Genomic DNA, 13,995 nt, shown 5'->3' with positions numbered 1-13,995 from the left:
TTGTAGAAGTTTGCGATTAGGTCGACGGCTGTTTTTGTGGCGACTTCGACGCATTTTTCAACGGTGGGGGTTTTCTTTCCGAGTTTCCATTCGTTGGCTTTTACCTGGTCGATGGAGCTGAATGCGGCCTGCTGCATAAGGGCTATTGTAGCTTCATGGCCGGTGTCGCGGAGGGTTTCGAAGTAGAGTTGGAGGGCGGCGTGGTAGGCTGTGCCGGCGGCAGTGGTGGCTGAGCGGCGCGATGGCTCGCGGTAGATGTAGCGGCGCTCAAACTCTTTTTCGTTGCGGGCGAATGTTGCGATGCCGGAGTAGGACCAGGAGTCGATGAGGAAGTCAGAGAGGTGATTTTCGAGTTCATCGCCTCGGAGGAGGGAGTATTTGTTGATGGCGGGCGTCATGGCATGTCAGTTGCGGGTTGCGGGTCGGCGGGTTGGTCGGGGATGGACTTTTTGGCGGTGCGGTTGCGGAGTTTTTCTTTGGCATCCTCCATAGCGGCTGTTGATGGTTTGGTCTTGGGCTTGGTGGATGCGGGGAGGGAGTCGTTGACTTCCTCATATTCTACGTCGACGATGTCGCAGGCTTCTTCGGTGGTGCGGAATCCCATTGCCATTTCGGGGGCAAAGGATGATACCCAGAATGAGGCGGCGCGGTAACGGAGCATGAGCTCGGGCATGGTGGGCCATTTGGAGCCGTCTTTTGTGTACCATCCTTCGCCGACAGCCATGCGGATTGATACAGGCGGGGAGACGAGTTCGCGGCCTGTGGCTTTTTCGGTGGCGTAGGCTATGCAGACGAGGTTGTCGAGGTCGGGATGTTCGAATGGTTTCTGGATTTCGCGATTTTTACCGTCGGGTGCTTTTTGCCATGTCTTGTAGTTGATGTTGCCTACTTTTCCGTCGATTGAGAAGCGATAGTCGAGTGTGGTGTAGCGTCCGCAGGTGTTGACGCATCCGATTAGGAATTTTGCTTTCCATGTGGGGTTGCCTTTTACGATGCATAGGTTCTGCATGACGGTGAGCGGGAGGATCTGCAGGCGGCAGGCGATTTCGACGGCTATTACGCAGTCGCCGAGGTTGCCTTTGTAGGCGGCGGGTACGAAGTTGGACTCGGAGAGTGGCTTTGCGATGCGCTGGAAGGTTTCGAACTGTCGCTGCATCTGACCGGCGAGTGAGCGGTTGTAGTCGGAGGCTGACTGCAGTTCGGCGATTTTCAGCTGAGTTTCGGCTTTCTTGAATTCGACGTCAAGGGCTGTGAGCTCTTTTGCCTGGGCGGCGGGAGCGGGTTGTGGTTGCTGGGTGGTGCTGCACATGTTGATGGTTGTTTTAATGTTTATTAATATGGGAAATGGCATGGATTGTGTCATGTAGGGAAAAAAGCCGGCCCCAACTCGTGGGGCCGGCTAACCTAAACCTAAACATGAGCAGAATCGGTGAATTCCACTTGTGGAAGAGGCCGGATTTGAACCGGCGGCCTACAGCTGCGGTTGAGGGCTTATGCTACGTTTTGTCAATTTTCACTGCCTGATTGCCGGGGCTGTCGCTCTGACCTGACTGAGCTACTCTTCCTTGTGGCAAGCGGAGGCTGGTGCCCGGGCTTGCCCGCTGCGGTGGCGCTTCACAGCGTGGCCGCAGCATCACTCTTAATCCTAAAATTTACTATGAAAACACTTGTCTTATTCAATAAGGACAGCAGGAGGGAGTCGAACCCTCGTGGTCGGGAGCCGAGGACGGATTAAGGCACATACTATTTCAGCCTCCTGGGTTGGCGGGCATTCCGGCCCGCACCTTACGCCGCATGCTGCTGTCGCACACCATATTGGTTTTATTTTTGTCGGGGATTTTTTGTGGGGGAAATCAATATGTAGTGCAGCGACTTAACGCTGCTTTAAAAGTCATACTTGCTACTGGCGTCCATAGCGTCCGTTCGTGTGTGTGTCGCATCGGGGCGTTTATCTCCCGATTAGCTACCGTCTCGCTATGTATGGGTTGAGGTACGCGTACCTTGCGAGGTCAGGCCACCCGCTATGGGCGTTTTTATTGATGGCAACCGGCATCGTGGGGACGATGGGTTGTTGGCGGGAAGGGAGGGATTCGAACCTTCAATCGGCAGGTGTGGGGCTGCGTCCGGGCGCCGGGGAAGGAGCGGTGGTTGGCGCGGGGACTCTGCGGATTCCGTTATCGCAGACTTCTTTCCCAGTGTCTCCCCCGGAACGTTGTTGGCTGCCCGGGGGAGGGTTATAAATCATTATAGGGAATCATCATTGTGGTGGTGCCTCAATGGTGAGTCGGTTTTACGCCTGATGGGGCGACGGGGGCAATCGCTGCTGACCCGCTGTGTTGTTGCATTCTTTCTACATGAAGTTGAATTGTTTTCGCCTCTCTTGGCGGGGTGTCCTCGCGGATTGGCCCTATAGTTGGTGGCCCGAGACGGATTTGAACCGTCGACATGCCCGTTGTGGGGGGTGCTCTGCCTGACTGAGCTATCGGGCCTTGGAAGTCGCCATGTGCCTCACGGCGCTACGCGACTCGAGAATCGATTATAGACTTTAGGAATATTCAAACCTAAAACATCGGTGGATAGAAATGTTAAAAACCAAAAATGCAATGTTTCTAATCTTAGAAGTAGTCCTGTTGTGTGGCTTGGAGGAGGCGTAGCTCGGCTGTGCAGTACTCCAGTTTGCCCGGTCGTTTGCAGGGGTTAACTTTGCCCTGTCTGCGCCACCGCTCTATGTTCCTGCGCCCGAATATCTCATAGGCTTTTCGTTGGCTGATGTATTCGGGGTCGGTTTCATCTTTCTTAAGAAGATGGACAACCTCGGCAGCTATGTCTTTTACGAAAATGCCATAGGGTACGCTCTTGTCGGCGAATTGGATAAAAGCTGTGGTCATGTTGATGCTGAGGATTAGTTTAGTCCTTTGAAGGCATTGGCGTGGTAGCGTGCGATGATTTGGTCGGTATGGCGCCAACGACGGTATAGGGATGTTAGAATGAGGGCGGAAACTATGGCTATGAGTTTGGATGCCCAGAAGTGGATGAGCCAAATTTGGAGGTCGGGGGTAGGGGTGGGGATGGAGAGTAGTCCGATGAGTGTTGCGCCGAACAGGATGATGAGAATTGTGACGCGGATGAGGGAGTGGATTGTCATAAGAGGATGGGGGGTGTTAGAGAGTTTCTTGAACGAGGTCGTAGAGGTCGCGGCGTATTTCGAGTAGATGGCTGCGGGCCTCGTCGGTGTCGGCTATGGCGATGAGGACGTCGATGTTGTGGTAGTCCCAACGGGAGAAGGCGTCGGCCTTGGCGATGAGTTTTTTGTCGAAATCGGTCATTGTGGTGGTTTTAGGTGGATGGATTTATTGCCCTTGATGCTTTGATGCTTGATTGTTTCGTGGGAAAAGTTCTTGAGGAGTCGTATTGAAGTGACGGGCGAGAACTTCCTGTGTTAGGGCATCGGGTTCGGTTTCCCCAGAGAGCCATCGACGGACTGCAAGCTCGCTTTTGCATGTGACACTCGCTACCTCGCGAATGAATGCGGTCGCGGGAGCTATCGGTCGTTGCTGATTTTTAGCCTGTTGATACTTTTCTAAAAGTGTCATGTTTATTTGTATTTATTGTACTTGTTGTCTATCTTTGCGATAGTAATAAACTATCGTGATGCAAAGATATAGCATTGTGCAACATAATGCAACGATATGCATCATAATTAACCTTGTTTAACAATAAAATATATCGGCATGAAAAATCGCCTTGCCCAATATTTGCGAGTCAAACATCTATCCATGAGGGCATTTGCAGAAAAATGCTCTATTAATGTAAGTGTATTGTCTCGTATCAGCGAAGCAACAAGTCCTGCTAACCTTAAACATATTGATGAATCTTCTGACCTTAATGTGGACTGGCTACTTACTGGCGAGGGCGAGATGCTAAAGAGGGCAATCGATATGGGCACATCAAGCACATCTGTTGTGTCTGAGAAGCCTTTCCGTACCTACTTCAAGGAGGAGAATGTGAGAATGGTGCCGCTGCTGAATATTGACAGCGTGGGTGGGATGCATTCAGCAAATGAGGTAGGGGAGTATGAGCCGGAGTTTATATTGGATATGCTTCCCTTTAAAGGCGCTATACAAGGCGACGTGGCTATAAAGGAAACCGGTGATTCGATGTCTCCGCGGATTCCATCGGGCGCAATCATGTTGCTAAGGCGCGTTATGGAATGGCAGGAGTATTTTGGCTACGGGCATGTGTTTGTGCTGGTGCTGACTGATGGCCGGAGTATAACGAAGCGTGGCACCAACGGTGTTGAGAATCCGAACGAATATGTGCTGTGTGAGTCAATTAATCCTTCCTATCCGTCGGAGGAGCTGCCGAAAAAGATGATATTCTCGGTGTGGAAGGTGATTGATGTGCTGGTTCATGAGGGGTATTAAAAAGAACGGTATATGCGACGTATAGTATTTTTGTTGTGCGGGATATTGATGGTTGGATTTATGTCTGCAAAGACGTCAATTCATGAGCAGCGTGTCTTACTTAAGAAATTCGATTTAAAAGACACATTGATAACTTTTGATTCTCCGGGAAGGTATTGGCCATTCATTCAGGAAAACAGTAGATCATTCCAAAGTGCATTAAAGGCTGCCAAAAGTGGCAAAGCTCGTGAGGCACAAAGAGCAATAGGATTGGCAATTAGTGAAATACGAGGAACTATGCCGCCTAAGGAAGATATCGGGGAGGTCGGTGAATTGCTGGATTCGCTTGTGGCCGGGTCGGGGATTCGGGAAATATTGCCGTATGAGGCTAAATTGTATATTGATATGTCGGATTATCCAAATGCCTATGCATTGCCGGACGGATCTGTTTATATGACTGCTGGTATGCTGATGAGAATGGATTTTGACTATAATTTGCTGATGTGCGTGTATGCGCATGAGCTTACACATGTAATCCTGCAACATAGTTTCCTCGCGGCTCATGATGCTGTTAAACGTAAGAAAAAGGCCGAAATGATGGCCGGTATATTTACTGCTGTATCGGTTGGAGCTGCGATGTATGCCGATGTTTCGCTTGCGTCTAATGGTGTTAAGACTTATGGAGATAATACGACGAATGCCGTGCGCTTGTCACAAGAGGTTAAAAAATCGTTGAATAAGAATGCGCAAACATTTTCGATGGTATATGGGCGTGAGCAGGAATATGAGGCCGATATATTGGGCTATAGATTTATCAGAAGTCTTGGTATTGACGGGCGGTATTATATCGAGATGCTACGGCGGCTGAATTCCAAACTTGAAATATTCAGTAATGATGAGTCGACTCATCCTTTGACGGATGATAGAATAGCGCTGATTGAATATATCAGAACAAATCCCTCGCTAAAGATACATTATCATGAAGTTGTGGATGATGATATCTACGTTAAGGATTAATTTTGAAGTCCATCACGATGCATCTGTCGGTGATATTGAATTTAATGGAGGATAGGAGATATCAAACTGTTGGAGGATCATAAATGAGAACGCAAAGATTAACTTAAGATAATGATATGTTCTATCGAAAGACCGCATATGGTATTACGGATAAACTGGTGGATTTCTATGTGCCAATAGCAATATTGTGCGCCATATCAGTCAGTATCGCAATGGTTGTTTTAAAGCCGAAGGCATGGTATATCGTATTCATTGTCGCCCCTTTTGCTGCTTGGGTTGGTCCTTTTGCAATTTTGTTGCCCGTTTATTTTGTAGAAGTATTAACATATGGTATCTTGCATCCTAAGAAATCATACAAAAATATTCTGATTGGCATCCTTTTTACTTCTTGCTTTATAGGCTGTGGGGTTATTACTTTCGGGATTGTAAGATTTTGCGCAGCTCGCTTTGCAACGCCCGACCCAAGCACATGGGAGTTTGCATATGTTTCAGAAAGTCCGAACGCACATCGCTATCACTATTCAGAGCACTGCAAGGCTTTAAGACGGACAACTTACGATATCGAAATGTTGTCGGTGGATGAAGCGGAAGATTACGAATATGAGCCATGTGGCCTATGCTTGAAAGAATCAGTCCGAGAACAATGGGATGATGCCGCAGGAGTGGTTTTCATTCCAGTTAGTTGTTTGTTATTTGGACTGATTAACAAGATTGACCAGTTTAACAAGAAGTACAAACTCCGTAATCCGATAGTAAAACGATGACTAACGAACAGCAAGAACTTGACAAACTCGGAATACTCTTCAATGCCGTGCAGAGTCTCGATGAGGAAGAGCCGGATTTCTATGGCGAACTGAAGCAATGTGCATGGAACATCCTGTATGAAAATCCCGGTACTGAGTTTGGGGACTGGATGAACATGCTTATTGAGCAATACCCCACCGAGGTGATGGACGCCATCGGCTCACACCCTGCCGAAACGTATGCCTCGCTTACCGATATGTGGGATACCGAGGACTACGAGGATGCGGATACTGGTGAGTGCCATACGTTCAAGGACTGGGCTGAATACTTCGCTACCGACAGTTCCGTAGAATTATATGACTTGCTCGCCGAGGCAAGACGCAATATAATGCGTTTAGAGACACGGCAACATTAAAAATGATATGACCCTCAGTCGAGCGCATAAAGTCCGGCAGAGGGGCATTTCTGAAAGAAATAGAGGGTGTTCAGCCCTCTACATCATAACCTCAAATCAAATTTAATGGAATGTGACATGAAATAAACCAACAATCATTCACACAAACGTATCTTGTACAAAAGGCGTACACAACCCGTATAACCTACATATTATGTTAGTTTTATGCTTGCGGCGCAGGCCAGTCTGGAAGACTAAGACATAACGTAACATAATCCGACAGTTAGGCTGTAACGCTTTGAGAAATCAGGCGTTACAGCCTAAGTTGTTCTTAGGGGGTTCGTGTATTCTGCATGATGTTTGTGCAGAATATGGCGGCAAAACTTACAAAATATGGCATATCATTCAGAAGTGGCACTTACAAGTATTTACAATCATAATTACAAATGAAAATGGTTACATTCAAAGCTGTGTTTAGATGGCCTTGTTCGGATGGTTTCTACTCGGTTTACATTCGTGTTAGATGCCTATTTGGCTGAAGCTACAATTTATGGCAATCTACTTTTATATAAGGAGTGCAACGCCATAGGGCGATTGTGTCGTTTTTATTTGGATGCTTTGAAGTTGAATATTGGACGTATGATTGTGTCAATTTTAACAGTGTCGCCTATATTGGCTATGATTTCCTCTGCCGGTTTATAGGCCATAGGAGACTCATCGCGGGTGAAATCGTTGACAGATTCGGAGTAGATTCCCTGCATGGATGTCTCGAAGTCCTCCATCGTGATTTTCTCGTAAGCCTGTGTGCGACTCAATACACGTCCGGCACCGTGGGGTGCGGAATAGTTCCAGTCGGGATTGCCCTTGCCGGTGCAAAGTAGCGAACCGTCGCGCATATTCAGTGGAATTATGCAGCGCTCACCTTCGGCAGCTGAGATTGAACCTTTACGGATTATGTTATCATCGCTGATATAGTTGTGGACAGATTCAAATTCCTCCTCTACTTCTACTTTTGGGAAGAATTTCATAAGCAGCAACGAGATGAGTTTGCGGTTGAGTACTGCCCAACGCTGGCAAAGACGCATATCATGGAGGTATTGATGGCGGGATTCACCTTCTACGTAGCAGAGTGCAGCAGGGAGTGACGGTTCTGCCTCCTGATATTCCTTTCGCATTTTCTTTATGACGCTCTGCAACTCCGAGCGACGTCCGGCGGCTTTGTATTCTTCGATGGTGCGTTTGATTGTTTCCTCAAAGTCGTCGGCACCATCAGTAAGATGCTTGACGGCTTTTGCCTGATATATGTCGGCCACCTGCTTTCCAAGGTTTCGAGAGCCGGTATGTATCACGAGGTATACATTCCCTTCATTATCCTTGTCGAGTTCGATGAAGTGATTGCCTCCACCAAGCGAGCCAATGGCTTTATTGATTCGCCCGGAGTCTTTAATTTCGCGATAACAATAAAGTTCGGTCACAAGTTGTTTTGCCTCACGGTAAATTTCCATCTCCTCGTCGACAAGAGGCTTGAATCCAAACCGATCTTCACGCACAATCATGCCGGAAGGAACATTGCTACGGATGTGTTCATGGAAAGCATGATAATCAATATCAGTGAGTTTCCCGAGATTGAGTATGCGCATACCGCAGCCTATGTCAACCCCTACGATATTTGGTATGACTTTGTCGCCGAGGTCGCCGGTGAATCCGATAACGCACCCGGCTCCTGCGTGTACATCGGGCATGATACGTATCTTCTTGTCGGAAAATACATCAATCGAGAGCAATTCCTTGATTTGCTCCAACGCATTCTCATCAATTCTGTCTGTGAATATCTTCACGTCATATCCTTCGATTGTCTTCATATGCTGTTGTTTTAATGCTACAAAGTTAGATTCCAATTGCGCAATTAATCTGCGCACTATTATCTAAGAGAATGTTTTAATTTAATTTTATGAAATTTTAGAGGTCTTTCCGGTCTGTTTCGAGCTTTCATTCAGTCATTATGGAATCCCATAATTTCTTCATCCAATCTCAAAACATTCTCGGAAATCCTCTCTAAATCTTTGCATAAGCCAAATCCAAACATTCTCTAAATTTACATTTTATCATATTTTCAGTCTATGACCTTCACAGACAGTTTATGAAATGGTAGCAATGTGATTGGTTTCGACATACTGATTGTGCCGAGTGGGGTAGAAGTCATGTCACACCAAATATAATTCCGAAAAAAATGCCGAAGAGAAGACGACATCAGCAGGGCAAATATAAGCCAAAACAACCTATAGAGCCCAATTTTGTGGGGCCCAAACCTCTCACTCTTTTTCAGCCCGGGAATGTCTTGTGGGGAGCAAAAGACGGTAACGGAAATATTGAAATAGAGCCTATATATATATAGGCGATTGGAGCAGACTGAAGAGCAAAAAATACGTAACGAAGTGCTCCTTGTATCTCAGGATACCGTTCTATCTGTCACGCCTTAGTTGTTTCCTGGTTCTCCTCTGAATTTTTCGAAAGGGATGATTGAGTGCGCGTCATTACTTAGAACTATTATAGTGTGAGGCTGCTATCCGTACGCTTTCCGCCACACGTGCGCGGAATTCGGGTGGCGCAATTACTTCGATGTGGCCTCCATATCCGAGGATAAGGCGCTCAAGTTCGTTGTTAATGACAACTTTCAGCGATAGCTGGATTGAGCCATCGCGAAAGCGTTGTTCCACTTTCTGTGACTTATGAAACGGCTTTGACTCAACGTATGGAGCCTGTTGACGGTCTATTTTGACGACTACACGGCGCGACTTGTCGTGGATTCCTTTTGTCACACCGATAGTTTCGTCAAAGAAATGTTCTGGGTCGAAGTCAACACATTTTTTGAATGGATGCTCCTTGGCAAGCGTAACTGACTGAATGCGGTCGAGAGCAAAGATATTGACTTGCGGGGCATGATTGGTTGCTTTCTCTCCAATGAGAAACCAGCGGTTGCGGTATTCCTTTAGCAGGTAGGGATACACGACCAAAGCCTCAGCATGTCGTGCTTTAAACGATTGATATTCTATGGTGATAGTCTGCTGCTTGCGCACTGCATCGTATATGACTCCGATAAATTTAGCCCCTCTGTATCCTTCCACATACTCCATATCCATGGCCGGAGCGGAAGATCCGGTATGTCGCGAAATCTGCTCATTGAGTTTGCTGATGGTGTCAATTGACGATGCCAACTGTGGGAATCCCTGCAACTGACGCAATATGTCGAGAGCCGAGTTTAGTGCATCGAGACCTTCATCATTGAGAGGAAGATGAGTGATACTGAAATCAGGGTCTTCATACTCATAATATTTGTTTTCGCGCACCACAATCGGAGCGTTATAGCCAAGACGGTCGCTACGCATCAGTGCGAGGTCATTCTGGAATGTGCGACGGCTTACAGGGTTGCTCCGACCTTCAAACTCAGCTAACGCATCAGTGCAGGCATCAATAAGGTCGTTGATAGTCCAGCGACGGTAATGGTTCTGGAGGCATTTATCAATGGTCGAGATTCGGATGAGTGTGGCGCGATTCAGAGGCATAATCAAATGAAATTTTTCAAAATTAATAAATATCCTGATAGTGCGCAAATCAGCTGCGCACAGGTTTTTCAACTTTGCGTCAAAAACTGAGGAATATGAATATTAAAGGAAAATCCACAACGGCTGAGATATTCACCGATAACATTGAAGATTCAGCTCTTGCGTGGCTTGCCGAGCTCTGCGACCATCCTGCAATGGAGGGAATTCCTGTTGTGCAGATGCCCGATGTGCATGCCGGAAATTTGTGTAATGTAGGTACTGCCTATACAATCGGGATGTATGTCAATCCCGACCATGTCGGGGTTGACATAGGCTGCACTATTTCCATGCACCGACTCTCATGCACTGTAGCTCCTGATGATTACCCTCTTCTTGACCATCGCATCCGTGAGGCTATCCCCACCGGAGCAGAGATTTGTGCAAAAAACTCGCTCAATGAAAAAGAATTATTCCGTTACTTAAATACTCAGTATCAGAAAGCCCGCTCTGCCGTTCCTGACCTTATCAATGAGTCTCCGCGCATCGACGCACAATTCATAGCAGACTTCTGTCGGCGTATCAAACTTCAGGAGGGTATATTTTATAAGAGTCTCGGCACACTTGGTGGGGGCAACCACTTTATTGAGTATGGCGAGGACTCTGAGTCAAGTGAGGGTTGGCTGACAATTCATTGCGGCTCACGCAATCTCGGAGTGAAAGTAGCCAACCATTGGCGTAATGTAGCACAGAATCCAAAGCGGGCAAACTACGTAGGCTATCTTTGGGGTGACGCACTGTGCGGCTATCTCTCAGACATGATAATCGCGCAGGCATATGCGCTATATAATCACCAGATTATACGCGACCGTATATTTGCAATTCTCAAAAAACTATGTAAGGCTAAATGCGCTGAGTCAATAGTTACTACCCATAATTATATATCTGTGACGGATGAGCGGCCTATGTTGCGAAAGGGGGCGATTGACGCTTCTGAAGGTAGAAAAGTTGCGATACCATTCAACATGCGTGACGGCATCGCTATCTGTATAGGAAGAGGAAATGAACAGTGGCTCAATACGGCGCCACATGGTGCAGGACGCATTATGAGTCGAGCACAAGCTAAAAAGCAAATATCATTGAGCGAATTTGAAAGAGCGATGACTGGCGTGTATTCTTCATCAGTAAATGCGGGCACTCTTGATGAATCGCCAATGGCATATAAAGCTACCGATGAAATTCTTGAACTTATCAAACCAACAGTTGAGGTCATCTCAATTGTTAAACCGAAACTCAACATTAAAGACAACGGAGAATGAAACATTATATACAGATTACTGCCGGACGAGGTCCGGTGGAATGTGCCAGAGCCGTCACGCTCGTGGCTCGTGAGCTGTTAAAGGCTATACCGACACTCAGGCTTTCTGATTGTGAACCACACAATCAGGCGACAGGTTGCTACATGTCAATGACTTTTAATACGGAATCACCAATATCTCCGGCTATTATAAATGAGTGGCAAGGCACTGTGTTATGGCGTTCTACTCGGAATTCATATCGTCCGGGACACAAGCGTAGCAACTGGTTTGTGGGTGTAAACTTTTTCGACGAGGTGGAACTGCCAGATATTGCTGAATCAGACATCGTTTACGAAACATGTCGCTCAGGAGGCAAGGGGGGCCAAAATGTGAATAAAGTCGAGACCTCGGTGCGTGCAATCCACACTCCCTCCGGCCTCTCTGTTAAATGCTCTGACGAACGCTCTCAATCGCAGAACAAATCGGTTGCCCGAGAAAGATTGTTGTTGAAACTTCATCAGCAAAACGAAAAATCTATAGCCGAGTCTAAATCCAGACAATGGAGCAACCATGATAGTCTGGAACGCGGCAATCCAATCAAAAAATTTTCAGGGGCGCTATAAATTTTAATGCTGTATCGCCGTTTGATACACCTGTGCCCTAATTTTGCATTGTAATTCAGAAAAAAATAGAGTAAGCTATGAGAAATTTAGATCTTCACCCAGTAAAAACAACCGACAAGTCCAAGCAGAAGGATAATGCCCGGGATGTTAAGCCTAAAAGCATTTTGGAATCGTTTGAGTACATCGTTGAACTCGCCGAAGACTCTAATCTCAATAACGAATTTCTTGAAAAGGCAGCAACATATATTAAATATGCATCGCGTAAGTTGAAACTTACGGCAATGCAGGTGGTGCTGCTGGCAATGTTTGTTGACCGCAGCGAGGCTAGCCGAATCATGATTTCAGAGATTGCGAAATACACCGGATGTCGTACCACCAAAATACTGCGGCTTTCCGATGATATTGATGTTCTTGAATCCAAACACTATCTCCGAGCATCACGTAGTCGGAAATCGTTAAGTTATCATGTGCCGGGCGCAGTGTTGAAATCACTGCGCAAGAATCAATCATATGTTTACGAAGTTGAGCCAGTGCAGGATACTCAGACCTTTTTCGATCGATTTGATAAATTGATGAATGAGATGGACGATAATGAGCAGACCCATGAGTCTTTGATGGAGCAGACGCTGGATATGCTTGAGGAAATCAAAGATACCACCTTTGCGACAGAATTGCGGCGTTGTGGTCTCGGTGATGAAGATACATTGCTGTTTGTTTTTATGGCTCATCTGTATGTGGAGAATAACGATGACAATATCGGATTCCATGATATAGACGATATATTTGATGACAGTGAAATACCAAGTTGGGTGAAACGGGAATTCCGCTCCCGAGACTCGGAGCTATTTGAAAAAGAGCTTATCGAAAATGTCAATGAGGATGGAATGGCACGTTCGGATGCCTTCAAACTGACTGATAAAGCTAAAGAGGAACTCCTTTGCGAGCTCAATCTGAATAAAGTCGGAAAGTCAGATAGGGGGCTTATTAAGGCTGACACTCTTTCTGAAAAAAATCTGATATACAATATATCCGAAAGCGAGCAGATAGCAGAGCTTTCATCAATTCTGTCAGAAAAGCGTTTCACTGAAGTTCAGAGTCGTCTTCGCTCCGCTGGTATGAGACCCGGATTCTGCTGTATATTCTATGGCGCACCAGGAACCGGTAAGACAGAAACTGTCTATCAGATTGCACGACGGACAGGTCGAGACATTATGCGCGTAGATGTCGATAGAATAAAAAGCTGCTGGGTTGGTGAAAGTGAGAAAAACATAAAGGCTCTATTTGACCGCTATCGCAATATTTGCAAAAACTCTAAAATAGCCCCAATACTACTTTTCAATGAAGCAGATGCCGTATTAGGTGTCAGAATGGAAGGAGCGGCAAGAGCCGTTGACAAGATGGAAAACTCCATTCAGAATATAATTCTTCAGGAAATGGAAACTCTTGAGGGTATAATGATAGCTACCACAAATCTCACCACCAATCTTGACAAAGCATTTGAGCGTCGCTTCATTTATAAAATATGTTTTGACAAACCATCACTTGAAGCACGCACTAAAATCTGGCAGACGATGCTTTCGGGTCTTTCAGAAGTTGATGCACGGGTACTTGCTTCGCAATTTGATCTTTCCGGCGGAGAAATAGAGAATATAGTCAGAAAACATTCGGTTAATGCGATTCTCTCCGGCAATGATTCCATTGATATCAAGGAGATAATGGCCTCATGCTGTCGTGAGAGAATATCTCAGAATAATCGCCCTAAAATCGGATTCTAATACTGTTAAATTTACTGTGCCATTTTCCTGGGCATGTATGTAGGAAAACACCACAATTCGACTGATGTTTGTCGGAATGCGAGGTCTTGATGGTGTGCTTAAAACGCACACCATCAAGACCATTTATTTTTATCTCGAATTCAATATTCTCTGTCAATATTTTCTGTATATTTGTGGTAGACAATATTTAGATGTATGAAAC

The 13,995-nt window shown here is 46.2% G+C and carries 14 protein-coding genes and 2 tRNA genes; 7 read left to right on the top strand and 9 right to left on the bottom strand.

Features of this window, described 5'->3' with window-relative positions; translation table 11 throughout:
• The 7 genes from K2I50_RS03585 to K2I50_RS03555 all read right to left on the bottom strand — a co-directional run.
• The coding region (locus K2I50_RS03585; protein WP_301024867.1) for a PD-(D/E)XK nuclease family protein at positions 1-398 on the bottom strand (398 nt) is incomplete at its 3' end.
• A complete protein-coding gene (locus tag K2I50_RS03580) occupies positions 395-1,309 on the bottom strand; it encodes a hypothetical protein (protein ID WP_289756351.1) in 915 nt (304 codons plus the stop codon). The genes K2I50_RS03585 and K2I50_RS03580, both read right to left, overlap by 4 nt.
• A 134-nt stretch (positions 1,310-1,443) precedes the next feature.
• Positions 1,444-1,565, bottom strand: a tRNA-OTHER gene (locus K2I50_RS03575).
• Positions 1,566-2,414: 849 nt separating this feature from the next.
• Positions 2,415-2,489: transfer RNA gene (locus K2I50_RS03570), tRNA-Val, on the bottom strand.
• A gap of 126 nt (positions 2,490-2,615) precedes the next feature.
• Positions 2,616-2,888: a hypothetical protein gene (locus K2I50_RS03565; RefSeq protein ID WP_289756352.1), complete on the bottom strand. Its 273-nt coding sequence runs from the start codon at positions 2,886-2,888 to the stop codon at positions 2,616-2,618.
• A 14-nt stretch (positions 2,889-2,902) separates the two neighbouring features.
• The gene (locus K2I50_RS03560) at positions 2,903-3,145 is read right to left on the bottom strand and encodes a hypothetical protein (RefSeq protein ID WP_289756354.1); all 243 of its coding nucleotides are present in this window, start codon (positions 3,143-3,145) and stop codon (positions 2,903-2,905) included.
• 16 nt (positions 3,146-3,161) lie between these two features.
• On the bottom strand, positions 3,162-3,326 hold the full coding sequence (locus K2I50_RS03555) for a hypothetical protein (RefSeq protein WP_301024866.1): 165 nt from the start codon (positions 3,324-3,326) through the stop codon (positions 3,162-3,164).
• A 405-nt stretch (positions 3,327-3,731) separates the two neighbouring features.
• On the opposite strand from K2I50_RS03555, the gene K2I50_RS03550 reads away from it, so the two are divergent.
• The 4 genes from K2I50_RS03550 (at position 3,732) to K2I50_RS03535 (ending at position 6,579) form a co-directional block, all read left to right on the top strand.
• Positions 3,732-4,424, top strand: a complete 693-nt coding sequence (locus K2I50_RS03550; protein WP_301024865.1) for an XRE family transcriptional regulator — start codon at positions 3,732-3,734, stop codon at positions 4,422-4,424.
• 12 nt (positions 4,425-4,436) lie between these two features.
• Entirely contained in the window at positions 4,437-5,420 is a 984-nt protein-coding gene (locus K2I50_RS03545; protein ID WP_289756362.1) for a M48 family metalloprotease, read from the top strand.
• A gap of 116 nt (positions 5,421-5,536) precedes the next feature.
• Positions 5,537-6,184 (top strand): hypothetical protein, encoded by a 648-nt coding sequence (locus K2I50_RS03540; protein ID WP_289756364.1) that lies wholly within the window; start codon positions 5,537-5,539, stop codon positions 6,182-6,184.
• The gene (locus K2I50_RS03535; RefSeq protein ID WP_289756366.1) at positions 6,181-6,579 is read left to right on the top strand and encodes a hypothetical protein; all 399 of its coding nucleotides are present in this window, start codon (positions 6,181-6,183) and stop codon (positions 6,577-6,579) included. The genes K2I50_RS03540 and K2I50_RS03535 overlap by 4 nt, the downstream gene beginning before the upstream one ends.
• Positions 6,580-7,163: 584 nt before the next feature.
• Here K2I50_RS03535 and K2I50_RS03530 read toward each other — a convergent pair.
• Both K2I50_RS03530 and K2I50_RS03525 read right to left on the bottom strand, forming a co-directional pair.
• A complete protein-coding gene (locus K2I50_RS03530; RefSeq protein ID WP_301024864.1) occupies positions 7,164-8,420 on the bottom strand; it encodes an RtcB family protein in 1,257 nt (418 codons plus the stop codon).
• A gap of 672 nt (positions 8,421-9,092) precedes the next feature.
• Complete coding sequence (locus K2I50_RS03525) at positions 9,093-10,121, bottom strand: helix-turn-helix transcriptional regulator (protein ID WP_301024863.1); 1,029 nt, start codon at positions 10,119-10,121, stop codon at positions 9,093-9,095.
• 95 nt (positions 10,122-10,216) lie between these two features.
• Here K2I50_RS03525 and K2I50_RS03520 point away from each other — a divergent pair, with 95 nt between their 5' ends.
• From K2I50_RS03520 to K2I50_RS03510, 3 genes are all read left to right on the top strand, one after another.
• Positions 10,217-11,416, top strand: coding sequence for an RtcB family protein (locus K2I50_RS03520; protein WP_301024862.1), 1,200 nt, complete (start codon positions 10,217-10,219; stop codon positions 11,414-11,416).
• Positions 11,413-12,018 (top strand): peptide chain release factor H, encoded by a 606-nt coding sequence (gene prfH, locus K2I50_RS03515; RefSeq protein WP_301024861.1) that lies wholly within the window; start codon positions 11,413-11,415, stop codon positions 12,016-12,018. Before K2I50_RS03520 ends, prfH begins: the two co-directional genes overlap by 4 nt.
• 77 nt (positions 12,019-12,095) lie before the next feature.
• Positions 12,096-13,793: an ATP-binding protein gene (locus tag K2I50_RS03510; protein WP_301024860.1), complete on the top strand. Its 1,698-nt coding sequence runs from the start codon at positions 12,096-12,098 to the stop codon at positions 13,791-13,793.
• Positions 13,794-13,995: the final 202 nt, after the last annotated feature.

This window comes from Muribaculum sp., from assembly GCF_029051885.1.
Taxonomy (GTDB): Bacteria; Bacteroidota; Bacteroidia; order Bacteroidales; family Muribaculaceae; genus Muribaculum.
The sequence above is the reverse complement of the archived record's forward strand: the minus strand, read 5'-3'. Positions and strand labels throughout refer to the sequence as shown.